22 protein-coding genes are annotated in these 21,523 nt (G+C 56.6%); 11 read left to right on the top strand and 11 right to left on the bottom strand.

Annotated elements, in window-relative coordinates; all coding sequences use genetic code 11:
- Positions 1-43 precede the first annotated feature (43 nt).
- On the bottom strand, positions 44-1,186 hold the full coding sequence (locus J5N58_RS20750) for a peptidoglycan L,D-endopeptidase MepK (protein WP_230175219.1): 1,143 nt from the start codon (positions 1,184-1,186) through the stop codon (positions 44-46).
- A 306-nt stretch (positions 1,187-1,492) separates the two neighbouring features.
- Here J5N58_RS20750 and J5N58_RS20745 point away from each other — a divergent pair, with 306 nt between their 5' ends.
- On the top strand, positions 1,493-2,818 hold the full coding sequence (locus tag J5N58_RS20745; RefSeq protein ID WP_113465180.1) for an Nramp family divalent metal transporter: 1,326 nt from the start codon (positions 1,493-1,495) through the stop codon (positions 2,816-2,818).
- Positions 2,819-3,046: 228 nt separating this feature from the next.
- On the opposite strand, the gene J5N58_RS20740 is transcribed toward J5N58_RS20745, so the two are convergent.
- Complete coding sequence (locus J5N58_RS20740) at positions 3,047-3,463, bottom strand: MerR family transcriptional regulator (RefSeq protein WP_112590905.1); 417 nt, start codon at positions 3,461-3,463, stop codon at positions 3,047-3,049.
- A gap of 123 nt (positions 3,464-3,586) precedes the next feature.
- Here J5N58_RS20740 and J5N58_RS20735 point away from each other — a divergent pair, with 123 nt between their 5' ends.
- Positions 3,587-4,096: a copper chaperone PCu(A)C gene (locus J5N58_RS20735; RefSeq protein WP_113465178.1), complete on the top strand. Its 510-nt coding sequence runs from the start codon at positions 3,587-3,589 to the stop codon at positions 4,094-4,096.
- A 54-nt stretch (positions 4,097-4,150) separates the two neighbouring features.
- Here the strand turns inward: J5N58_RS20735 and lspA are convergent, their stop codons facing one another.
- Both lspA and J5N58_RS20725 read right to left on the bottom strand, forming a co-directional pair.
- Entirely contained in the window at positions 4,151-4,660 is a 510-nt protein-coding gene (lspA, locus tag J5N58_RS20730; protein WP_244712792.1) for a signal peptidase II, read from the bottom strand.
- 273 nt (positions 4,661-4,933) lie between these two features.
- Positions 4,934-5,539 carry a transglutaminase-like cysteine peptidase gene (locus tag J5N58_RS20725; protein ID WP_244712790.1) on the bottom strand — a complete coding sequence of 202 codons (606 nt, stop codon included), beginning with the start codon at positions 5,537-5,539 and terminating at the stop codon, positions 4,934-4,936.
- Between the two features lie 962 nt (positions 5,540-6,501).
- Here J5N58_RS20725 and J5N58_RS20720 point away from each other — a divergent pair.
- From J5N58_RS20720 to J5N58_RS20710, 3 genes are all read left to right on the top strand, one after another.
- Positions 6,502-7,035: a hypothetical protein gene (locus J5N58_RS20720; RefSeq protein WP_244712788.1), complete on the top strand. Its 534-nt coding sequence runs from the start codon at positions 6,502-6,504 to the stop codon at positions 7,033-7,035.
- Between the two features lie 213 nt (positions 7,036-7,248).
- Complete coding sequence (locus J5N58_RS20715) at positions 7,249-8,334, top strand: L,D-transpeptidase family protein (protein WP_244712786.1); 1,086 nt, start codon at positions 7,249-7,251, stop codon at positions 8,332-8,334.
- Positions 8,335-8,534: 200 nt separating this feature from the next.
- Entirely contained in the window at positions 8,535-9,584 is a 1,050-nt protein-coding gene (locus tag J5N58_RS20710) for a flavin-containing monooxygenase (RefSeq protein WP_244712784.1), read from the top strand.
- Between the two features lie 2 nt (positions 9,585-9,586).
- Here the strand turns inward: J5N58_RS20710 and J5N58_RS20705 are convergent, their stop codons facing one another.
- From J5N58_RS20705 to J5N58_RS20695, 3 genes are all read right to left on the bottom strand, one after another.
- A complete protein-coding gene (locus J5N58_RS20705) occupies positions 9,587-10,438 on the bottom strand; it encodes a cation diffusion facilitator family transporter (RefSeq protein ID WP_244712781.1) in 852 nt (283 codons plus the stop codon).
- Between the two features lie 94 nt (positions 10,439-10,532).
- The gene (locus tag J5N58_RS20700; RefSeq protein ID WP_112590890.1) at positions 10,533-11,195 is read right to left on the bottom strand and encodes a DsbA family protein; all 663 of its coding nucleotides are present in this window, start codon (positions 11,193-11,195) and stop codon (positions 10,533-10,535) included.
- The gene (locus tag J5N58_RS20695) at positions 11,192-11,752 is read right to left on the bottom strand and encodes a disulfide bond formation protein B (protein WP_244712779.1); all 561 of its coding nucleotides are present in this window, start codon (positions 11,750-11,752) and stop codon (positions 11,192-11,194) included. The genes J5N58_RS20700 and J5N58_RS20695 overlap by 4 nt, the downstream gene beginning before the upstream one ends.
- A gap of 79 nt (positions 11,753-11,831) precedes the next feature.
- On the opposite strand from J5N58_RS20695, the gene J5N58_RS20690 reads away from it, so the two are divergent.
- The 4 genes from J5N58_RS20690 to J5N58_RS20675 all read left to right on the top strand — a co-directional run bounded on the left by J5N58_RS20690 (position 11,832) and on the right by J5N58_RS20675 (position 15,414).
- A complete protein-coding gene (locus J5N58_RS20690) occupies positions 11,832-12,446 on the top strand; it encodes an SCO family protein (protein ID WP_154722832.1) in 615 nt (204 codons plus the stop codon).
- A gap of 31 nt (positions 12,447-12,477) precedes the next feature.
- A complete protein-coding gene (locus J5N58_RS20685; RefSeq protein ID WP_083532141.1) occupies positions 12,478-13,179 on the top strand; it encodes a L,D-transpeptidase in 702 nt (233 codons plus the stop codon).
- Between the two features lie 347 nt (positions 13,180-13,526).
- The gene (locus J5N58_RS20680; RefSeq protein ID WP_244712777.1) at positions 13,527-14,081 is read left to right on the top strand and encodes a DedA family protein; all 555 of its coding nucleotides are present in this window, start codon (positions 13,527-13,529) and stop codon (positions 14,079-14,081) included.
- Between the two features lie 370 nt (positions 14,082-14,451).
- Complete coding sequence (locus J5N58_RS20675; RefSeq protein WP_232365661.1) at positions 14,452-15,414, top strand: arsenic resistance protein; 963 nt, start codon at positions 14,452-14,454, stop codon at positions 15,412-15,414.
- An 85-nt stretch (positions 15,415-15,499) separates the two neighbouring features.
- On the opposite strand, the gene J5N58_RS20670 is transcribed toward J5N58_RS20675, so the two are convergent.
- Positions 15,500-17,485 carry a heme lyase CcmF/NrfE family subunit gene (locus J5N58_RS20670; RefSeq protein ID WP_148169287.1) on the bottom strand — a complete coding sequence of 662 codons (1,986 nt, stop codon included), beginning with the start codon at positions 17,483-17,485 and terminating at the stop codon, positions 15,500-15,502.
- Between the two features lie 1,216 nt (positions 17,486-18,701).
- Between J5N58_RS20670 and J5N58_RS20665 the strand changes: the two genes are divergently transcribed.
- Positions 18,702-18,869, top strand: coding sequence for a hypothetical protein (locus J5N58_RS20665; RefSeq protein ID WP_230175223.1), 168 nt, complete (start codon positions 18,702-18,704; stop codon positions 18,867-18,869).
- Between the two features lie 27 nt (positions 18,870-18,896).
- On the opposite strand, the gene J5N58_RS20660 is transcribed toward J5N58_RS20665, so the two are convergent.
- The gene (locus tag J5N58_RS20660; RefSeq protein ID WP_244712774.1) at positions 18,897-20,168 is read right to left on the bottom strand and encodes a Y-family DNA polymerase; all 1,272 of its coding nucleotides are present in this window, start codon (positions 20,166-20,168) and stop codon (positions 18,897-18,899) included.
- Positions 20,165-20,596: a LexA family protein gene (locus J5N58_RS20655; RefSeq protein WP_232365660.1), complete on the bottom strand. Its 432-nt coding sequence runs from the start codon at positions 20,594-20,596 to the stop codon at positions 20,165-20,167. Before J5N58_RS20655 ends, J5N58_RS20660 begins: the two co-directional genes overlap by 4 nt.
- A gap of 176 nt (positions 20,597-20,772) precedes the next feature.
- Between J5N58_RS20655 and J5N58_RS20650 the strand changes: the two genes are divergently transcribed.
- Positions 20,773-21,120 carry a hypothetical protein gene (locus J5N58_RS20650; RefSeq protein WP_244712772.1) on the top strand — a complete coding sequence of 116 codons (348 nt, stop codon included), beginning with the start codon at positions 20,773-20,775 and terminating at the stop codon, positions 21,118-21,120.
- On the opposite strand, the gene J5N58_RS20645 is transcribed toward J5N58_RS20650, so the two are convergent.
- Positions 21,117-21,455 (bottom strand): hypothetical protein, encoded by a 339-nt coding sequence (locus J5N58_RS20645; protein ID WP_244712770.1) that lies wholly within the window; start codon positions 21,453-21,455, stop codon positions 21,117-21,119. The genes J5N58_RS20650 and J5N58_RS20645 overlap by 4 nt on opposite strands.
- Positions 21,456-21,523: the final 68 nt, after the last annotated feature.

The following is a 21,523-nucleotide window of genomic DNA, read 5'->3' as shown; positions in this document are numbered from 1 at the left end:
GAGACGTTTGTTGCAGCCTGGCACAACGGCTCCGACCCTTGATTTAGGGGGCGATCTGGGTAGTCCTGATTGCAAACAGTCGTGCAGACATGAGGGGCGCTTTCAATCCCGTTGTGGCGCCTGGAGCCGATAGCGCCCATGTCATGAGCGTTTCCTGACCATCAGCCTCCTCCTCAGCATCTCTGTCTGCTGCAGGAATCGGAAATAGCGCGATCAAAGCTGCCGGCTCCGGCAGATCAAGGATGGCGGAAGGGCGGAAACTCTCAATCTGTGTGCGATCAGTGATCGGGCCAAGTGAGGCAACCTCGACCTCAGGTGTCTCCATTTCGGAAGTAGGGCGTGCAACTGGTACAGGAATGGCCAAAGCGCTTAAATCGGTGAACTCGGACCTAGCCTCGCCGACCATGGTCTGCCGGCTTGTTTGAAGATCGAGCGCGTCCTCCGCTCGGCTCCGTCCAGTCGGTAGCATTGCGGTGACCAGGCTGCTGTTTGACGAAGCGGAAGTGAAATTACTGTCGTCATCTCCAGCACTGGAAGCGATCTCGATCGATTTTGCGCCGACGCGCCGACGATAATCGGCGACTGCCAAATCGTAGCCGGGGAGAGGGCGGCCATCAGAGGGAAGGTGCATTGTTTTTCCATCGGGAAAGATCCGAGCCAGCTCTTTGCGCGTCATGCGGGGCCATGCACGGACATTGCCGACATCAAGATGGACAAACGGAGATCCCGATGCCGGATAGTAGCCCACTCCACCAACTTGCATCTGCATTGCAAGTGATCGCAGCTTGGCCAGTTTGACGCCCGGAATATAAAAATCCATCGCCTTGCCGAGGGTGTGTTGACTGTTTTTTGCGACCCCACTATCCCTCGATCGTCCTCGGAGCATCTTGTTTGTCCCCGGGGAGCGATAGGCAGAGACTATATGGATATAGTCGTTTGATCCGCTGCGCTGGTAAACTTCCCACACAAGATCGAGTAGACGGGGATCGATATTCGCTGGCTCGTTCTTGCGCCAGTCACGCAGGAAACGGTTGATCTGACCAAGGCCACGGGCATCGAACTTCCCGCCCCGCTTGAATGTAATTGTCGCACGTTCCCCAGTGTGAGTGAAAAACAGCTTCAGCGATCTGTCGGCCGCGGCTGTCGCAAGTGACGACGAACCCACCAGCAGTACCACTGCGAGCATCACTGCGATTGTAGCCGTCCCCACGCACCGCATGAACCCAGATAGGAAGGCTGCGGCTGGACAGGGTCTGACGCAAGCTGGCAACTCGCTCACTGGTTACTCCACACTTGACGGCTCTCTGAGTACGGGTCTGGCGAACATTGCTGCCACCCACGGATCGCCATTAGTAAATCCGATTATGGTCAACAAAGCCCTAATAGATCCCAATTGGTGAGGATCTGAACGATCCCGCTTGCGTGTATAGCCCCTTTATGAGAATGATTTGCAATTGCAAATAGGGGCGGGCTTTGAAAGCACGGTGAGACGATGGACGGACCGGTGAGGGGATGGCAGCGAACGGTTGGCGAGGCATCCCTTTCGGATGTGCACCGGTCGATAAAGGTCGCGTCAGGAGCTGGCACTTTCCGAGGGGCGATGGCGTTCTTCGGCCCCGGCTATCTTGTCGCAGTCGGGTACATGGATCCAGGCAATTGGGCGACATCTCTGGCCGGGGGATCGCGCTTCGGCTATGCGCTACTCACGGTGGCCCTGGTTTCAAACATCATGGCGATCGTCCTTCAGTCGCTATGCGCGCGCCTTGCCATCGCTTCGGGGCGCGATCTTGCGCAGGCCTGTCGTGATGCTTACCCCAAACCGGTCGCCATGGTGCTGTGGCTGCTCGCCGAAATTGCGATTATTGCGACTGACATCGCCGAGGTGATCGGCACTGCAATCGGCCTAAACCTCATTTTCGGAATTCCGCTCGAGCTGGGAGTGGTCATCACTGCTCTGGACGTATTCTTGATCCTCTACCTGCAAAAGCTTGGCTTCCGTTGGGTCGAAGCGCTTGTCATAACTTTGCTCGGCGTTATCGCCGTCTGCTTCGCGGTTCAGATCGCTCTTGCTGATCCGGACTGGGGTCAAGTGATCCTCGGCTTCGCTCCAACGACAGAGATCGTCACCAATCCAGACATGCTCTATTTGGCGCTCGGGATACTCGGTGCGACCGTCATGCCGCACAATCTCTACCTCCACTCTGGCATCGTGCAGACGCGGGACTTTGGTGATACGCTGCCTGAAAAGCGCGAGGCTCTTAAATTTGCGACGATCGACTCTACGGTCGCCTTGATGTTCGCTTTGCTTGTCAACGCCTCTATCCTCATCCTAGCTGCCGCAACGTTCCACGAAAAGGGGCTGACTTCAGTCGCAGAGCTGGGTGAGGCTCATAGTCTGCTGGCCCCCTTGCTAGGTTTGGCCGTTGCACCGACATTGTTCGGAATCGCCCTGTTGTGCTGCGGCATCAATTCAACGGTGACGGCGACGCTTGCGGGTCAGATCGTGATGGAGGGATTCCTGAAGATCCAGCTTGCACCTTGGCTTCGCCGTCTGATCACCCGGGGGATCGCCATCATACCCGCCGCAGGGGTCACGATAGCCTTCGGGGACAGCGGCACTGCCCAACTTCTGATATTGACCCAGGTTGTGCTTAGTCTCCAACTTTCCTTTGCGGTTTTCCCACTGGTCATGTTTACCGCCGACGCTGCTAAAATGGGAGAGATGAAAACACCCCTATGGCTCTCAGCTTTCGCCTGGATCATCGCCATCGTGATCGCTTTGCTGAACCTGAAGCTTTTGGTCGACTTCGTTTCGTGATGCAGTAGCCACGATAGACCCATCTTTTCCGGAGTACTTCGAACCACTCCGAGAAGTAGCGGGCACCTTGATGTAACCCTTACGAGATTTAGTGCCTGTGCCACTGATCCATTCTATAAGCCTAAACGATGTGTGCGACTTTGTGCGCGCCACGCATCGCACCGACAAAACAGATCGGCATCAACTGGAATGACCGCGTACTCAGTGTTAGGCGTTCGAAAGTGAGCGTCAGTCGTGCTCGGTGGCGCACATATCGTGGTTCGCCAAAGCCCTGATCACATAGCAATCGCGTACTTGATTCGAATGGCAGTGTGTTGAGATCCGTTCGAGTTCGGCTTCCAGCTTCTTCAACCTCTCGATCTTCTGTCGGATTGTGACGAGCTGTTCGGCAGCTATCTTGTCGGCCTCCGCACACGGCTTTTCGGGATGCTGGCTGAGCTCTATAAGCTCGCGAATAGCTTCGATCGTCAGTCCAAGATCGCGGGCGTGCCGAATGAATGAGAGGCGTTCCTGCTCGCTCTTCGAGTATCGTCGCTGATTGCCCTCAGAACGTTCCGGCGGTGAGAGCAGTCCCATCTGTTCGTAATATCTAATTGTTGGTACCTTGACGCCGGTGGTCCTGGACAGATCTCCGATCGTGAGCATGCTTCCTCCCTCTCCAGACGCGGCAGGTGCAGGCCGCGACAAATTAGCCCATCACGCGAACCTGAACCCTCGGGCAACCGAGAGGTATTTAAGCAATGGTTCGGCACATGTGAGGATTTACATATGGCAAATCAAGCGAAACGTTGGCGTGTGGCAGCCGGCGCATTTTTTATCGCCGGTCAAAGTGGCGTATTGGCTGAAGTGACAAATGGTCTTCATCAAATCAACTACGATGCCTTGACCATCGAACACGCCGAATTGGCTCTGACGCCGGACGGGGCAACGGATAAAGCATATGTCACCGTCTACAATGGTACGCCCGATGACATGGCGATTGTCTCTGTCAAGGTCGCAGGCTACACGACTGCCACACTCGTGAGCCCAATGGCGAAATCCAAGGGCTTCGAACAAGTGCCGCTGTCGGACACCTATGTCGTGATACCCCGAAAGGCGGAACTGGACATGGGACCGGACTCGGTTTTCATTTCACTGGTGCGTAACTCGGGTCCTCCCAAAGCAGCAACAATGACGCTGAAATTTGATGACGGAACCTCGCGTGCTGTCCCGCTTGAGATTATTGCTCCAGATTCTGCGGAAACCAATCATCACCATGGAGAACCAAATCGCGAATGAAAGCCACCAAAAACTGGAAGTTGGTGCTTTGCTTTGTCCTCGCGCCGCACGTCGTCAGGAATTCGTCGACGAATGTTCGTCTTTAGTCTGAACTACCGAGGCCGCCACAAGGACAATGGCACCGCAGACGATGAACACATCCGCAATATTGAAGGCAGGCCATGACCAGCCGAACGCGTGAAAATCTAGATAGTCGGTAACTCTCAAGTTCATCAAACGATCGACGACATTTCCGCTCGCACCCCCAGCCATTGCCGTGATGGCCATTCCTTCCAGCACACTGTTGGCGAATACTGCCCAGATCACCAGTCCGACAACGATGCCCCCTTGAACTGTGGCGAACATCCGGGGTGCTGACACGATGGTGTCGGAAAATAGTCCGAAGCTGACACCCGTGTTGTAGGTGAGCGTCAGGTTGAAAAAGGGGGTCAACTCAATGGCCCCCGTTGGGGCTTCCAGAAGCTCGGCCATGACGGATTTGACGGACAGATCGATACCGCAGATTGCGACAACCCCGAGGACGATAAGGGTAAGCCTGAACAGGCCTTTATTCGAGAATAACATTTTCAGTTCCAGGCTGAGCACGCTCTGACATGCGCGAAGATTTGCAAGATTGGCCGCGAGCGGGATTTCATGCTCACAGGGTTCTTGCCATACGACCTCCAGGAACTAGAGCTTCAAGCGTAAACTTGGGCGTCAGCTATTGCATCAAGGAAACGTGTAGTGGCGGCCGGAGCTCATCATCCGAGCTGGGTCACCAGTTACTGCGAGGTTTCGCCTCGTCAGGCATCCCCGGCTGACTGCCGCAGGGTCGGCCGGTCTACCTGGTTAGTCGGGTTAGTGAATGCCGCTGACCGCCGTTGTGTCTCGACCGTCCCTGATCTTCACCCATTTCCCCGGATTGCGTGAATCCTGACGCTTGAGGTAGGTATATTCAGTTTCTGACCAATTTCTGATTTCACCACGCAGGTTGTCGAGGATGAAATCGCCCATCTGTGATCGCACCGTCAAAACAGCATGCCCGGATCCGTCCGGCTGGAGTACAACTGTGATCAGCAGATTGGAGACCGCGATCCCGCGTCTCATCAAAAGCTTGCGCTTCAGAAGAGCAAAGTCCTCGCAGTCGGCTGCGGTGGTAGGATAGTTCCAAAATTCCTCGACGCCATAGATCTCGATATCCTCGATGGCCGGGATTGTATTGACGACCTGGTTGACCTCAACGAGGCTATTCCAGATCTCCTCTGTGAGCTTTAGGCGTGCGCGATCTGCAGCGTTAGGCTGGCATTCTTTTTGATATCGTTTGCAGAATTCGAAGTGGCCGATCGGTTGTGACGTTGCCCCGGCGACAGGCATGGAATCCCACGTTGCCGCTTCCGGTTTCCAGGCGGCGCCGGTCGAAATGATCGTTATGGCGAAAATTGCGAGCAGAAATCTAGCGGTCATAAGTCGTCCCTGTGTGCTTGGACGATTTATGAGGATCGAACACGACCATCACGCAAAGATATTCAGTGCAATTTTATCGGCTTGTGTCGAATTCAGACACCTTCCTATTGGATCGCCAGCTTGTGAACGACAGATAGGCCTCTATGCCGATCCAGCCCCCAAGACCAATGGATGCGACCATTCCCGCGATGGCCTCGAAGGAGTCATGTCCTATGCCCCAGCAAACGACGGCAAAAGCAATCTTAACGGACACAAATCCCGCCAGCGAAAACGCAACGATCATTCCAAGGTTCTTTGAGATTTGTGTAATTGACGCGATCATATCCCAAGTTTAGAGGCGACGGTCTTACACGGGGAAATCAATTCTTATTGTCTGCATGAACCGTTCTGCGGCAAGGTCAGCGCACCAGCTTCACGCAATGTCAAACAGGTTGAATGTAATGTGTGATGATGTTGCGGCTTAGAAAATCGATTCGGATTTTGTGTGTGGCACTGCTTTTGGCAGTTGTCATCATGGGTCCGCGTGGCTCAGTCGCAAGAGACAGCAGCTCCGGGCCGACGATATGCATGAACGTCCATCAAGGGACTGGGTCTGGCGGTACCCATGCGAAATGCCACCATCTGGTCGAACATTCCCACGAGCTTCTGGCTTGCATACAGAAAAGCGCTCCAATTTCGGAGCGAATGAGCTCTGCCTATAGAGTCTCAGCAAATCGGTTCCGCATCTTCGCCGGCATCTATCTCCTTGATCCTCCTCCCCGAGCCTGACCTTCCCGATTAAAGCGCACGGATCGTCAACGAGTTTCCGTAGATGTTGGATTGGGTCCAACACGCGGCTTGAAAGCGGCTCTCATCGAATAAAGGATCGAGCACTGTCCAATCACGCCTGAATGCGATGACAAGACAGCGATCCGTCGAAGGATCCCGGCGTAGCACCGGTTGGTCCTCATGGAGATCAGTAAATGTGGAAGATTGCATTCTCCGGGGTGTGGTGTGTCGTAGTGTGTTTGGTTGCTGTCTACGCTGGTTTCCAGTGGGCACCGGCGCCCAAACAGGTTGAGGCGCAGTCTCCTAGGCTGACCGAACATGAGGTGGTTAAGTCGGCGATGGTGACCGTACCGATCATTCGGGAGAACAAGGTTGACGGTTACGTCGTCGCGGAAGTGGCAATGACCGCAAATGACGAGGCACTCCGCGCTAGTCCCAGTCCGGAGGTAGAACTGACGGACGAATTGATCGCGACACTGGTGTCCAGACCGGTTCTTACCGATCCCGAATTCGCAGCTGACACCCTGAGGTTAGATCTGGTGGAGCGGATGAACAAGCGGACTGGTCGGCAAGCCTACTATAAAACTCTGATCACCAAGCTCGATTACCTCACTGCAGCAGACATGGACCGGATGCGCACCTCCGGGGCAAGCCCGATGAAGGTAACTCCCCTGGTTGATAAATCTCTGCTCGATGTCGTGCCTGGTCCGGTGCCCAAAGATGGGTAGATGATTGGGTGGGAGAAGCGTTCAGCTTTTCCGAGGGCGACCCCTTGTAGCTCTAGTTACTTGAGGTCCTATATTTATACCGGCGGCTAAGGATTTGTTCGATGCGGCGTCGTGCGGTCGTCCCCCCTTCTTGGACTGCCGGCTGCCGTGGTGGGCTCGGCATCTTCCGGGTGATTTCGGCAGGGTTTCATTGAAAGCGCGAAGAGTGACGAAATGAATTGGTTTCAGAATTTGAATGAGCGAGCACTTTTGATCGCGCGGAATGCCTGCATTGGAGCGTTTATAGCTGTCTCCTTATCCGGATGTGTTTCAGACATGGGGCTGGACGACCTGTCCAGCAGGGCACCCGAACTGTCGAGCAAGATGCTGGCAGAGATGTCAAAGAAGGGGATGGCAGCGGAGAGCCCTGTCCTCATCAGGATCTTCAAGCAGGAAAGCGAGCTCGAGGTCTGGAAGATCGACCGAAGTGGGCGCTACGCGTTGCTCAAGACATATCCTATGTGCAGGTGGTCCGGGAAGCTAGGCCCCAAGGTCAAGGAAGGTGATCGCCAGGCACCCGAGGGGTTCTACCACGTTTCGAAAGGGATGCTGAATCCTAAATCGCAGTACTATGTATCTTTCAACCTGGGGTATCCAAACAGGCTTGAGTCGGCACTCGGCTATACCGGCGAGGCGCTGATGGTCCACGGTGCTTGCTCCTCTTCCGGTTGCTTTGCGCTGACAGACCAGGGCGTCGGTGAAATATATGCGATCGTCGCCAAGGCACTTTCATCGGGACAGGAGCGTTTCCAGGTCCAGGCCTATCCTTTCCGGATGACGACGGAAAATATGACGCTGCACAGAGACAACGAACACCTGTCGTTCTGGCGGACGCTGAAGGAGGGATACGACGTTTTCGAATTGACCCGGGAGCAACCAAAAGTCTCGGTGTGTGGCCGCCGCTACATGTTCAACAAAGAGTTCGTGGGCGGAGAGCCCCGTTACCCACTGGAGGCTTGCCCCGCAAGCGCCGCTTCTTCTGATCCCGCACTGATGGCCCGCATGGCCGAAGAAACCCAAAAGCTTGAGGCTGCTCTTCAACAGGCCGGCGGCTCGACGGTGTCATCCTATGTGGATGGCGGAATGCATCCAAGTTTCCGCGCACTCCTTAAGAAAGAGGGTCCGGACCGACTTGCGGCTCGCATTTCGGGCACAAAATATCCGGTCAGCAGACCAGATGCGGCGTTGGCTGACCCATTCCAAAAGAAGAAAGCCAGGTCTGGCGACGGGGTGACTGCCGCAAGTGCGACAGGAGACTGAATTATGGCCCAGCCCGATGATCGGATTAAGAAGATACGGCGCAATAACTGGATTGTGTTGGCAGTGCTCACGATTTTCGTTGTGGCGGTCTTTCTCTTGAGCTTCTCGCATATTGGTCGAGAGGCAAGGCCTGAACCCAATGTAATCGTAACGTCCCCAGCCGTTGATGGGTAAAGACGATGTTGCTTGAGGGGCATGCAGTGCGGACCAACATCTTGATTATCGGGGCGGGGCAAGCCGGGCTCGCCGCGGCGTATGCCTTGAAGCAGCAGGGCCTGACATTCTTCATTGTCGATGCTGGCACAAAAATCGGAGACAGCTGGCGCAACAGATATGACAACCTCACACTCTTTACCCCTCGCAGCATCAGCGCGCTCTCGGATATGCCCCTGGTTGGTGATGCAAATGGCTTTGCTGGAAAGGATGACTATCTGCGGCGGTATGCTTCCTTCCATAAACTTCCGGTCATCAGTTCGAAGAAGGTCGTCCGACTTGAGAAGGTGGGCAGTCTCTTCGTGGCGTCAACGCAAGACGGCGATCGAATCACATGTCATACCGTCATCGTTGCCACGGGGGCATTTTCGACACCGCGAATTCCTGGATTGTCGAAACTGCTCCCGGCCGACATTCAGCAGATGCACGTAGCTGAGTTCCGCAATCCGGGCTCGGTGGCGAAAGGCCCTGTTCTTGTTGTCGGAGATGGCGCGAGTGGAAGGGACGTGGCAATTGCGATGGCTGGGTTTCAACAGGTGCTGCTTGCACGCGGGCGAAAGCGCAGGCTTTTACCGGAGAAGATCCTCGGACGCAGTTTGTGGGTATGGCTGGGGCAGCTCGGCCTTCTACGTGTATCGGCGCAGGGGATCATCGGGCGAAGGATGAGGCGTGAGGATCCATTCCCTGTTCGTGGCAATGACGATGCTTCACTTAGGCGGTTGGGGGTAATCCTGAAGCCGAGACTGGCTGCGATCCATGACCGCGGGGCAAGTTTCGCCGACGGATCGAGCGAGAACATCAGATCCATAGTTTGGGCGACAGGCTATGCCGATGAGCTCCCTTGGATTGAAGTCGAGGGTGCAGTTGATGCTCGGGCTGTCCCAATACACTCCAACGGGGTTTCGCCTGTTGCCGGTCTCTACTATGTTGGCCGACCTTGGCAGCGGAACCGTGCCTCTGGTCTGATCGCAGGTGCCGCTGACGATGCGGCTTTCATCGTCGAGCATATCCGTCAACGGTGCCTGCAAAGCCTCTAGTCTCAGGTCTCTATAACATTATGACCGATGACCTGTACGCCGTCTTCGCAACCGTCCTCTGGCGTTTCGATCTCCAGAGTGCTGTGGTCGATACCGTGCCTGTCCCGCAGGATTTTTCGCACTGCGCCTTTCACTTCAGCAACACTGCGCAGAGATGACTCCGTCACAACGAGATGCGCTTGCAATGCCTTGTGATCTTCATCGATCCGCCACACATGCACATGGTGCACCTCCTGGACGCCTTCGACGGAACGCATGTCTGAAACAAGTTTGTTCACATCCACGTCCTCAGGCGCCGCCATCATCAGAATCCTGATCGATCCTCCGATCTCAGTGAAGGCCTGCCAGAGTATGTAGCCTGCGATCATGAGGGTGATCGCCGGGTCAATCCATGTCCAGCCGAATATCAGCACAAGCGTGCCGGCAATGATAACACCCACCGATCCAAGGGCGTCCGACACATTGCGCAAGAAAGCGGCGCGGATATTCATGCTGGTTTTTGAAAGGGTGTAGGTGAGCATCGCTGTGATCAAATCGATGACGAGCGCGATGCCTGCGACGATCACGACCGTCCACCCTTCTATAGGCTCCGGTGTGATGAACCGCATGACCGCTTCATACACGAGATAGAGCCCAACGACGATCAAAGTCGTATAGTTGATCAGCGATGCGACGATTTCGGCACGAACATAGCCGAACGTCATCCCTTTGTCGGAAGGGCGGCGCGAGATTCGGCGTGCGCCATACGCAATCACAAGTGATGCAGCGTCACTGAAGTTGTGGAGCGCATCCGCGATCAGGGAAAGACTGCCGGACAAGATGCCGCCGGCAATCTGCGCAAAGGTAAGGAGCACGTTTACGAGAATTGCTCCCCTATACGCTTGTCTCCTGCATCCGCTCCATGATCGTGGTGATGTCCACTCATGAATTCCGGTCCTGTCTCCGAGGTCAGGATCCTGCCTTGCTGGCATCGATCTCAGCCTTCACCAGTGTGAAAAGACCTTGCGGACTGAACTCTGTCAGAGGCTTTTCGTTGACGAAAAATGTCGGGGTCTGTTTCACATTGTTGGCCTGAACGTCCGCCATATCCTGGGCAAGAATATTGTCGATCGCGGGGGACACCGCATCTTTCTTGCCCTGCTCGACATCAAGTCCGGCCATTGCCGCAATCTGCCATGCCTTTTCCAGATCTGGCTTGCCATGGTCGGCCCAGACCGGCTGCTGTTCCAGTATCGCTTCTAGGACCGGTTCAAACAGGTTCTGTTTGCGCGCGGCCTCCAATATGCGCACGGCATCGTCGGAACCCTCGTGGAATACGGTGTATCGCAGGACGAGCCGCACGTCGGTTCCGGTCTGCGCCATCATCTGCTTTACGAGCGGATAAAATGCCCGGCACGCCTCACATGACGGATCAAAAAATTCGACAATTGTCACAGGCGCCGAAACCGGCCCCATGACCGGCGAGTGCATTCTGACAAGGGTATTGTTCCCCGGCATTGGGGAGGGCGCTGGCTCAGCTTCTGGAGTGAGCCCACTATAGAGGGCGGCACCTCCTGCGAAAACTGCGATCGCAGCTGAAGCCGAAGCGATGACGAAAGTGCGTCTGTTCATGCTGGTGTTCTCCGGCGCACGATTAGAAGTAGGGCGATGATGACGGTAAACGCGCCAAGCGACAGGAGCGGAATGGGGAGGGTTCCGAAGAGGAGCATACCCGCGCCCGAGCAGGATGGCCCTTGGCCGCAAGGCTTGATGGCCGTGGGGATGATATTGAAGTAGAGCAGGTTGTGAAATGCCGCGATCAACCATCCCACCGCTGCCAGCGGAACTGCATAGATCCAGGCACGGGCATCAGAGCGGAAGGCGGCGACGGCGAGCAGGACTGCCAGTGGAAACATGAAGGCTCGTTGGTGCCAACAGAGATCGCATGGCATTTGTCCCATGACCTCACCGATGAACAATGCGCCGAGCGTCGAACTCATGGCAATCATCCACGCGCTAAAGATCGCAAGCCATGCCCCGTCGTTAGATTTCACCACTGCTCTGCCATTCCCGTCGTTCATTGATGCTTGCCAGTATGAAACCTCTAGTAGCTTGAGGGTCAAGGGCGCTTTCTGTCCGATGTGGATGACAGCGACATGACTGAGGAGAATTGCGATTTTCTTCGCCACTTGCCTTGAACCTCAAGCTACTAGAGGGATTAGGACTACTCTAAGAGGTTCTTCAGGGTGAATGTCGGCAGGGAATTAGATGAAAGCTCTCAGAGCGTTTCGACTTGTGGCGTGGTGTGTGGTTGCGATCGTCACATTGCTACTGATTATAGGTTACTTGCTCCAATCGAGTGGCGGCAAACGTGGTGAGCCAGACACGTCCTCTACCCCTTCGATCGGTCGCCCATTTGAGTTGGTTTCGCACCGGGGCCAAGTGATCGATAACGCTGTCCTCAAGGGAAAGCCGTATTTGGCGTTCTTTGGCTTTACCCACTGCCCTGACATCTGCCCCACAACGCTGTTCGAGCTGAGTGACCTGATGAATGAACTCGGGCCCGCTGCGAGCGGTTTCAACGTTGTTTTCATCAGCGTTGACCCAGAGAGAGATACTCAGCAGTTGCTCAACGAGTACATGACATCCTTCGACCGTCGAATCCTTGCCCTTCGGGGAACGCCGGAGCAAACAGCGACGGCTGTCAAAGCTTTCTCCGCCTACGCACGCAAGGTTCCGACCGAAGATGGAAGCTACACAATGGACCATACGGCTGGCGTATACATGATGGACGCCAATGGTAGCTTCAAAGGAACGCTCGACATGCATGAATCCCGCGAGGTTCGCATGAAGAAAATCCGCAATCTGATGACCGGCTCGTAAGCCAGAACTTCAACCGTCGAGAGGAAATACATTGCAGTCTGGCAAATTGACACGACGAGGCTTCGTTATCGGGGGGGCTGGGGCAGCGGCGGCTGTATTGACTGGCTGCTCGGCAACGACCGCAGAGACGACACAGTCTGAAATCGTACCCATATCCCATCCAGTTCTGGAAACCACCTATGGACCGATACTGAACGAACAGTTCCCGCTGCCTGCTATACCCTACCAGAAGATCGCCAAGCGCTATTACCGGCAGATGGTGAGTGATCCGACTGGAGAGCGGCCAGGCACATTGGTCGTGGATACGGCCAACTATTTTCTCTACCTGACTTACGAGGGCGGACAGGCGATGCGATACGGGGTCGGTCTCGGCCGGCAGGGGTTCGAATGGTCGGGCAAGGGGGTCATTCAGTACAAACGTCAGTGGCCGCGCTGGACGCCACCTGACGAGATGGTCGTTCGACAGCCGGAACTTGCGCCCTACAGCATTGCCAATGGCGGTATGCCACCTGGCCTCAAGAATCCATTGGGCGCGCGTGCGCTTTACATTTTCCAGAATGGCGAAGACACGCTTTACCGCATCCATGGATCGCCAGAATGGTGGACGATCGGCAAGTCGGTATCCTCAGGGTGTGTCCGGATGATCAATCAGGACGTGGTCGACTTGTATGGTCGAGTGCCAGGCAAAACCCCCATCGTCGTTACCAGCCTGCCTCGCTTCTCTGAGGCATAGGCGGAGAAAACCGTGAAGTCCCCACCGACAGTTCAGCGGCCTGAAGTCGTGAGGCCAGGCATGCGAGGCCTGTGCCCTGTAGGAGCTGACTCCGATTATCCGCATTCCCCTGGCGCTGTCATGTAGAGGCTGTCGGAAAACACCGGAAGCCTCAGCTCGTGCCCGGGCTATGCCAAACTGAACCAGATGTCCGATGGTCGTGCACTCACCAGGCAGGCCATGCGACGGAAAACATCCGATAGATCGTGTAGATCGTACACAAAAGAGTTTCTGTTTGTGCCTGCGATTTGATTTGGTGAAGCGATATGGACGGTTTGTCTGATCTAGTACGAGAATACGGGACATGGATGTACATCCTGCTTTTCGCATACTGCATGCTGAAAAGCGGTAGTCTCCCGTTGTTCGCGGGCTATGCGGCTCAAACACAAGCTTTGGACTTGTCCCTTGTTTTAGCGGTGACCTTTGCCGGCGGCTATCTCGGGGACGAAGCACGGTTCTTTATCGCGAGACGATACGGGGATGCGTGGTTAACGAGGTGGCCTTTTGCCGAAAAGGCCTATGCGGCCGCGAAAATCCTAGTTGCAAAGTACGGCTGGGCCTACATCTTTCTTTACAGATATCCCAAGGGTATGCGGACCATCGGCGCGCTTCCGGTTGGTCTCGGATCAATGTCATGGGCAAAGTTTACAGTTCTGAATGCAGCATCCGCAATAGTTTGGACCGCCTGCCTGGTTTCGGCGGGCTTCGTTTTCGGCGCACAGATAGAGGAGGCGGTGGAAACCGGCTGGGGCTTTGCAAGTATTGTCTTACTTGCCGCAATGCTCCTCCTGTCGGTCTTCGCATGGTGGCGGATAAATCGGATAGCTGTCCGAATCCCGAAAATTGGAGAACAATCCAATTGAAGTCATCAGCAGTTTCATGCCTGGTCAACATGGAAAGGCAGAGAACAGCGCATGTATACCGCAAAGCCTGACACGCACCCGGACCGACCTATCCCCAGACCTTTCAAACTGTCACGCTGATCTACGGCGCAGGTCGACATGCTCAAATTCAGCGACTTGCGGCATATAGTGGAAGCTTTCAGGTGATGCTGGAAATCGGACTTTTCTGTCCGCCTCCCTGTCCAGTTCTCCAGCCCCGCAGCGCTTTTCTTGTCTGCAACGAGCTGGCACCAAAGGCGTTCGAAGACTAAACCACCGGATAGCAACGGCGGCCATTGTTCTCGGACCTGGCTAGCTTCGTCGGCCTGAAATGAAAACTGAAAGCGCTCCGTTGACCCTCCGTGACACCCTCGAAAATCATCAGGTCCAGATCTATTTTGGCGCAGTTATCCTTGGCGCTCTGGCGGCTCTCTCGATCTCTGGAACAACCGCACTTGAGATCGGCATAAATCCGTCGCTAGCGTTCATGTTGTTTGTGACCTTCCTTCAGGTTCCGCTTGCCGAACTTCGGATGGCCCTCGCGCAATTCCGCTTCCTTGGCGTCCTGCTGCTGGCGAATTTTGTCGTCATGCCTATGCTAGTGGGAGTTCTCGTCCCGTTTCTTCCACCTGATCCGATGATACGGCTTGGCGTATTGCTGGTCCTTCTCGCCCCATGCATCGACTATGTCGTTACGTTCTCGCATCTTGGCCGCGCCGACGCCCGTCTCCTGCTGGCAGCAACACCCACGCTCTTGATCGTCCAAATGCTACTGTTGCCCGTCTATTTGAGCGTTTTCCTCGGTCCCGAGGCTGGGTCTCTTATCAAAGCCGGACCATTTTTCCACGCGTTCGTCTGGCTGATCGCAGTCCCGCTTGTCTTCGCCGTCCTCATCCAGTTCTCGGCCGGCCGAAGTGTGGCAGGGCAGCGTGCGTCGGCGGTTTTGGGGCTGCTTCCGGTTCCTGCGACAGCGTTCGTACTCTTCGTCGTGGTTGCTGCCGTCGTACCGCAACTCGGCCCCGCACTCGATGCCACTTTCCGTGTTGTGCCAATATACGTGGCATACGCGGTTGCTGCGCCCTTGGCGGGGTGGGGTATGAGTAAGTTGTTCCGGCTTGATGCGCCAGCGGGCCGTGCCGTCGCATTCAGTGCCGCCACGCGCAACTCTCTGGTCGTCCTGCCGCTGGCTTTCGCTGTCCCGGGTGCTGTACCGATCCTTCCGGCAATAATTGTCACGCAGACACTGATCGAACTGCTGAGCCAGTTGGCTTACATTCGTCTGGCACCAAAGTTTGGGTCGAACAAGGCTGCCTGAAGAATGTAAGCCGCCTTGTGCCGGGCCGGGATGGCGCCTTCGTCTAATTCGCGCAGGAAGCGGAGGGGGCTGTCTGTTCGTGCACTCAGCTGACCCCTAACGACGGCCTTATCGAGGCCTTGGTTCGCTTAGGCGCTCCGACTCGCAAACGGCGATCAGAGAGCGAGACGATGCCACCAGCCATCATCACGATGGCACCGGACCAGATACAGAGGATCCAGGGCTTCCACCAGACACGTACGACAATGCCCCCGGCGGCCATTGGGTCACCCAGCGAGATGTAGAGCTGGCTGAAGCCGAAGGTGACGATGCCGGCTTCCGTCGTCGGCATCTGGCGGGCCGTGTAGAGCCGCTTCGACGACCAGACATCGGCCACCTCGACACCATCTTCGCGGATGGTGAAATGCCCCTGGTCTTCGCTATAGTTAGGTCCCGTCGCGGCGCGAATACCGTCGAAGGTGATGACATAACCGCCGGCCTCCACCGTCATGCCCGGCTTCATCTCGACCACCGTTTCCGTCTCGAAGGTGGTGACGGCCACGACGCCGAGCACGGTCACACCCATGCCGAAATGCGCAAGTGACGTGCCGAATGCCGACCGCGGCAGGCCTTTCAGTCGACTCCAGGCGGTGGACAGCGGATGCTTGCCAAAGCCTGCCCGATACCAGAGATCGGATACCGCGCCGCCCATGACGAAAAAGGCGAGCGCAAGGCCTGCCACCGCCATGACGGGACCGCCATTTTGGGCGTACCAGAAACCGAGGCCAAGCATGAGCGAGACCGCCGCCGCCACGTAAAGCCGCTGCAGCGCACCAAGTAGATCGCCGCGCTTCCAGGCGAGGAATGGCCCGAAGGGCATCGCGAGCAGGAGGGGTATTATGAGCAACCCAAAGGTGATGTTGAAGAAGGGCGGACCGACCGAGATCTTCTCGCCCGTCAGCGTCTCCAAAAGCAGCGGATAAAGCGTGCCGATTAGAACAGACGCGGTGGAGACGGTGAGAATTAGGTTGTTGAGAACCAGCGCACCTTCACGCGAGATCGGCTGGAACAGGCCGCCGGCCTTGAGCATCGGCGCGCGCAGCGCAAAGAGGGTGAAGGCCCCGCCGATGAAGATGATGAGAATGCCGAGAATGAAGACGCCGCGCGTCGGGTCGTTCGCAAAGGCGTGCACCGAGGTCAGCACGCCTGACCGTACGAGGAAGGTGCCGAGCAGGGACAGCGAAAAGGCGATGATGCCGAGCAGCACCGTCCAGATCTTCAGGGCATCGCGCTTTTCCATGACGAGCGCCGAATGCAGAAGGGCGGTGCCCGCCAGCCAGGGCATGAAGGAGGCGTTCTCGACCGGATCCCAGAACCACCAGCCTCCCCAGCCGAGTTCGTAATAGGCCCAGTAGGAGCCCATGGCGATGCCGGCCGTCAGGAACACCCAGGCGGCCAGCGTCCAGGGCCTAACCCAGCGGGCCCAGGCGGCATCGATGCGGCCGTCCATCAGGGCGGCAATCGCAAAGGAGAAGCAGACGGAGAAGCCAACATAGCCGAGATAGAGCAGAGGCGGATGGATCGCGAGGCCGATATCCTGCAGAACCGGGTTCAGATCCCGACCCTCGGCCGGGATGGGTGACAGGCGGATGAAGGGGTTTGAAGTCAAAAGGATGAAGAGGGTGAAGGCCGTCGTGATCCAGGCCTGGACGGCCAGCACGTTCGCCTTCAGGCGGTCCGGCAGATTGGTGCCGAAGAAGGCGACCATGGCGCTGAACAGCGTCAGGATCAGCACCCAAAGCAACATCGAACCCTCATGGTTCCCCCAGACGCCGGAGACCTTGTAGATCATCGGTTTGAGGGAGTGCGAATTCTCGAAGACGTTCTGCACCGAGAAGTCGGAGAGTACGTAGCCGTAGGTGAGGGCCGCGAAGGAGGAGGCGACGAGGAGGAACATTGCGTAGGTGCCGGTCGTCGCCACCGCCATCATCGCCGCATCCCCGCGCCGCGCGCCGATCACCGGCAGAATGGAGACGACGAGACAGGTGGCGAGCGCCAGCACGAGAGCATAATGGCCAAGCTCGATGATCATTGGATCTCTTCCATGCCGCTGAGTTCCACCCCTTGCGCCTCCAGACGAGCGGTCGCGTCCCTTGGCATTTAAGTCTCGTCATGCTGGCAGGCACTGTATCGGGACAAGGGTTTCAACCACGATCCAAGATCAGCGACCAGCCTAACCTAAGACCTGCCGCGCGAGCAACAGGAGTGTTCATTCCCGGCGGTGTCATGGTGTCACCGCACTCGACTAGTGCGACAAGATTGGATGGGCTGGGAGAGACCCGGAAAAGCCAATCCGGAACTCTCTGTAAATGCTTCAGTTTAAGGAGAGCCAAGATCACAAGTCCGTACTATTCCTTCTTCGTCGATCGTCGCCGGCTTGGCGTTCGCTGTAGCCGGGTACTTCGCGGATCGCGTGTCGACTTCACGCGCAGACGTTCCTTGGAACGTTGCTGTCACTCGATGGCCTGGCGGGAAGATTGAGCGCACAGACGAAGAGGCCATGCGGCTGACCAGCGACAAAACGGTGCGTTGAAGCGGGGCCAGCGATATGGTGGCGTGGGACTTCCGTGAGGACCGCCTGACGATCAGGAGAGGTACCGCATTGGGCTGGTTGTCGAGACGAGGTGCGGTTGACCGACTGGAATTGGCGCAAGAAAAAAGGGCCAGCGAAAGTCGCGGCCCTTAGGGTGTGAAGGTTAGACCTCCAGAGGGGGAACGACTGACGCAGAAGCTGGGGAGGCTTGCGCCCGCGTCAGACAATCTCGATATGGGTTGTCGCACCGCCATCCGCAAGTCCCGCGTTTCGAGCAGGCGAATAACTCCTCACCTCCGACGTGCTTTCCGCGTCAGATAGGCGCTCTAGTAGGGTTCCAAAGAGATCATCATAGGCAACTGGGTGACGGTACGCATGATTCTGCAGCGCGTTTCGAACCATGTCGCTGCAGGCAAGCTTTCTGAATATCGCTGTATTGTCAGTCATTCCCTAGCCCCTCCCAGGCCACAACGCCCGCCTGCAGTGCCTGTTCCGAAGGAACATAAAAAAGTGCGATACGGAGAGGTATATTCTCTCTCAACATCAGCCAATTCCACCGATAAGGCAGCGCTTGCGTCAACGATGCACGGTGCCCCCAATTTCGCGGCTGCGCAACGAAATCGGCTCCCCCACGCCCCGAAGGCCGCCTTCGGCGGTCGTTGACCCAAGCCCTCCCTTATCGGTCCGCCGCCTTTGTTTTCAATCAAAGGAGCTGATGATGACCACTTACGACCACATCAACGAGCTGCGTGCCGAACTTGCAGCATCCATCGACCCGGCAGAGCGCCAGCAGATCGCAGCCGAGCTGGCGACGGCCGAAGCGAAGCTTGCCGGAGAAGAAGCCGCTTTCGAAGCGTTGATCAGCAACGAGCCGCCCCACTAGGGCGGCTTCTCACTTACAGCCTAGACCTCATCTTGCCAGTGCGACTGGCAACTCTTTGATGTTGGTCGTGTATCGCGGCGATCGGCGGTCAAACTTTGCTTGCCAGTCACGCTTAATTCCGGCCGAGGCCGGGATCAGCGATCCGCGTCCAAATTTCCCATTGACCAAATCCAGCGCCGTCATCAGCCGTTCCGATTGGTCACGGTCCCGTGCGCCGAACAGGGGCCGTGGCTGTGACGCCGCCCGCACCAGATCATTCATGATGATGCCGGCCTTCGCGTAGCGATGGCCGTCCCTAAATATCTTGCGCGCCCCGCTCTGAGCGGCCCGGATGAGGTCGAAAGTGTCGTTGGAAGCGTCGGCGAAGTGGACTGTAGTCTGTGCCGAGTGCGGTTTGTCTTGTCTGTTGAAGCGCGACGTGTGCATGAAGACCGCCATATGTGTCGCCTCGAGGCCATGCCGGCGCAGCTTCTCCCCTGCCCTCATCGCATAGGCCGCGACTGCCTCGAGCATTCCGGCAAGATCCGTGACTGGCGCTCCAAAGGATCGGGTTAAGGCGCAGCCCTTCCGTTGTGGCGGCACGTCTTCAAGCGGCAGGCATGAAATGCCCTGCAGTTCCAGAACCGTCCTCTCCCCCACCACGCTCAGAAGATTGCGGGCAAGCCGCGCATCGACGCGAGCCAAGTCGCCGGCTGTTTCGATGCCCAGGTCGAATAGCTTTCGCTCTGATGCCGATCCAACGCCCCAAACCTCCCCAACCTCGACGCGATCGAGCCAGCCTCGCCGTACGGCTGCATCTGTCAGGTCGCAGACGCCGCCGAGCTCCGGGTTCTTCTTTGCAACGTGGTTTGCGAACTTTGCCAGTGTCTTGCTCGGGCCAATGCCGACACAGGTCGGGATACCGGTCCATTGCTGAACCGTGGACCGAAGATCGCGGCCGAAGGCGACGCGATCCGCTGGCCTGATGTCGGTCATATCCAAAAAGCTTTCATCTATCGAATAGACCTCAACATCCGGAGACCATTGCCGATAGATCGCATTCAGCCTGGCGCTCATGTCGCCATAAAGGGTGTAGTTGCTGGAATAGACCGCCACATCATTGTCACGACAGAGATCGCGGATCTTGAAGTAGGGTTCGCCCATGCCAATGCCGAGCGCCTTGGCCTCCGCCGTTCTGGCAACGGCGCACCCGTCGTTGTTGGACAAAACAATCACCGGCCGCTTTGCTATGGCAGGGTCAAAGACGCGCTCGCAGGAGCAATAGAATGAATTGCCGTCAATCAGTGCAAATGAGGTCATCCCTGCTTCCTCGGTCGCAGCCAATGTATGTTGCAAAGTGCGACACCCCAGATCTCGACTTCTGCAATCTCTGGAAGGTCGAACAGCGGCATGTCCGAATTCTCAAACATCAGCCGCGGCCGACCGCCCGTCATGCGCAGCCGCTTCAATGATCGCTCGCCGTGCACGGTCGCCACGACAATATCGCCATCGACCGGCCGCACGCTTCGGTCGACCACGATCAGATCCCCATGGAAGATCCCGGCGTCTCGCATCGAATTGCCGTCGACCTTCCACAGGAAGGTTGCCGGCGGGTTTCGGATCAGGAGCTTGGTAAGGTCGATGGACTCTTCGATGTAGTCATCTGCGGGTGATGGAAAGCCGGCGCATAACCCGTGGAGCATGAGAGGCACATAGATTTCTGCCTCGATTTTCAGGCCGGCGAGCATTCAATTCGATCCTTTCACGACTGATAGCGAAAGGAACAAACAGGGAACACAAAGGACGCCAAAAATCAAGATAGAAGATTACGCGATCCTAATCTGCAGATTTGCACCTGACGCGAGTGTCGGCGTGGTGTTAACTTTTTGAGGCGTTGTCACAATGGAGAGGAATGAGGATCGCCATGACTGACGAAGTGGAACACCTGTCAAGTACGCTGATGTGGACCGTCGGCATGATCACTCAAGCCGGGCCAGACGACCTCAAACGTGTGGCAAAGGCCTATCGAGAAGCGCAGGATCTGGTTTCGCAGATTCCGAAGACCGAGGAAGGCGCACGGCCTCGCATCGTCGCTTGCTTCCATCGGTCGGACGAATACCGCGCTGCAGACGATATAGCCTGCGTCGGATGGATTCTGACAGCGATCCAGGAGCGAGTGAACGAAGGCGATCTACAAAACTGGAGAAAATTGCGAACGGTCGTGAAGCAGATGGTAATGCTGCTGCCGGAGCCGACGCGCTCGCTTCACTAAATACTTGGTGTATCGAGAAGATGTTCAAAGCCCTCCCAGGTCGCCTTGTCGTCCACCCAATGACGCTGAAGCTCTTTCCATCTTCGGTCCGCCGAAACCTGCATCTTCGCGATCCGCTCAAGGAGATGGCGTGAGAAAAGCGAGTCGTCCTGTTGAGCGGTTTTGAATATGATACCGCCCTCCGGGTCATATGCGACCTGCAGCAGCTGATTGTCGGCATCGAGCACGAACATCGACACTTCGGGTTCGCCATCCTCGTTTCTGGTGACGATCAGGGTATCGACTGGGTAGCCGCCGGTTGCCTTTTGCAGTGCCTGGTCAAAAGCATTGGTCATGGGATCACCTTTCCTGTCACTGTCGAATCTAACGGAACGGTTTTGGCGGGGGAAGTCGGTCCCGGCTT

Source organism: Paenirhizobium cremeum (assembly GCF_022884085.1).
GTDB classification, from domain to species: domain Bacteria; phylum Pseudomonadota; class Alphaproteobacteria; order Rhizobiales; family Rhizobiaceae; genus Allorhizobium; species Allorhizobium cremeum.
This window is presented reverse-complemented; position numbering and strand designations above follow the sequence as displayed.

What these genes read in the sequence shown, in the direction of transcription:
- J5N58_RS20670 (WP_148169287.1), bottom strand. Translation starts at nt 17,485, where the DNA reads ATGATCATCGAGCTTGGCCATTATGCTCTCGTGCTGGCGCTCGCCACC.
- J5N58_RS20680 (WP_244712777.1), top strand. Translation starts at nt 13,527, where the DNA reads ATGTACATCCTGCTTTTCGCATACTGCATGCTGAAAAGCGGTAGTCTC.
- J5N58_RS20645 (WP_244712770.1), bottom strand. Translation starts at nt 21,455, where the DNA reads ATGACCAATGCTTTTGACCAGGCACTGCAAAAGGCAACCGGCGGCTAC.
- J5N58_RS20735 (WP_113465178.1), top strand. Translation starts at nt 3,587, where the DNA reads ATGGCAAATCAAGCGAAACGTTGGCGTGTGGCAGCCGGCGCATTTTTT.
- J5N58_RS20725 (WP_244712790.1), bottom strand. Translation starts at nt 5,539, where the DNA reads ATGACCGCTAGATTTCTGCTCGCAATTTTCGCCATAACGATCATTTCG.
- J5N58_RS20700 (WP_112590890.1), bottom strand. Translation starts at nt 11,195, where the DNA reads ATGAACAGACGCACTTTCGTCATCGCTTCGGCTTCAGCTGCGATCGCA.
- J5N58_RS20740 (WP_112590905.1), bottom strand. Translation starts at nt 3,463, where the DNA reads ATGCTCACGATCGGAGATCTGTCCAGGACCACCGGCGTCAAGGTACCA.
- J5N58_RS20745 (WP_113465180.1), top strand. Translation starts at nt 1,493, where the DNA reads ATGGACGGACCGGTGAGGGGATGGCAGCGAACGGTTGGCGAGGCATCC.
- J5N58_RS20665 (WP_230175223.1), top strand. Translation starts at nt 18,702, where the DNA reads ATGATGACCACTTACGACCACATCAACGAGCTGCGTGCCGAACTTGCA.
- J5N58_RS20750 (WP_230175219.1), bottom strand. Translation starts at nt 1,186, where the DNA reads ATGCTCGCAGTGGTACTGCTGGTGGGTTCGTCGTCACTTGCGACAGCC.
- J5N58_RS20715 (WP_244712786.1), top strand. Translation starts at nt 7,249, where the DNA reads ATGAATTGGTTTCAGAATTTGAATGAGCGAGCACTTTTGATCGCGCGG.
- J5N58_RS20660 (WP_244712774.1), bottom strand. Translation starts at nt 20,168, where the DNA reads ATGACCTCATTTGCACTGATTGACGGCAATTCATTCTATTGCTCCTGC.
- J5N58_RS20720 (WP_244712788.1), top strand. Translation starts at nt 6,502, where the DNA reads ATGTGGAAGATTGCATTCTCCGGGGTGTGGTGTGTCGTAGTGTGTTTG.
- J5N58_RS20690 (WP_154722832.1), top strand. Translation starts at nt 11,832, where the DNA reads ATGAAAGCTCTCAGAGCGTTTCGACTTGTGGCGTGGTGTGTGGTTGCG.
- J5N58_RS20655 (WP_232365660.1), bottom strand. Translation starts at nt 20,596, where the DNA reads ATGCTCGCCGGCCTGAAAATCGAGGCAGAAATCTATGTGCCTCTCATG.
- J5N58_RS20650 (WP_244712772.1), top strand. Translation starts at nt 20,773, where the DNA reads ATGACTGACGAAGTGGAACACCTGTCAAGTACGCTGATGTGGACCGTC.
- lspA (WP_244712792.1), bottom strand. Translation starts at nt 4,660, where the DNA reads ATGTTATTCTCGAATAAAGGCCTGTTCAGGCTTACCCTTATCGTCCTC.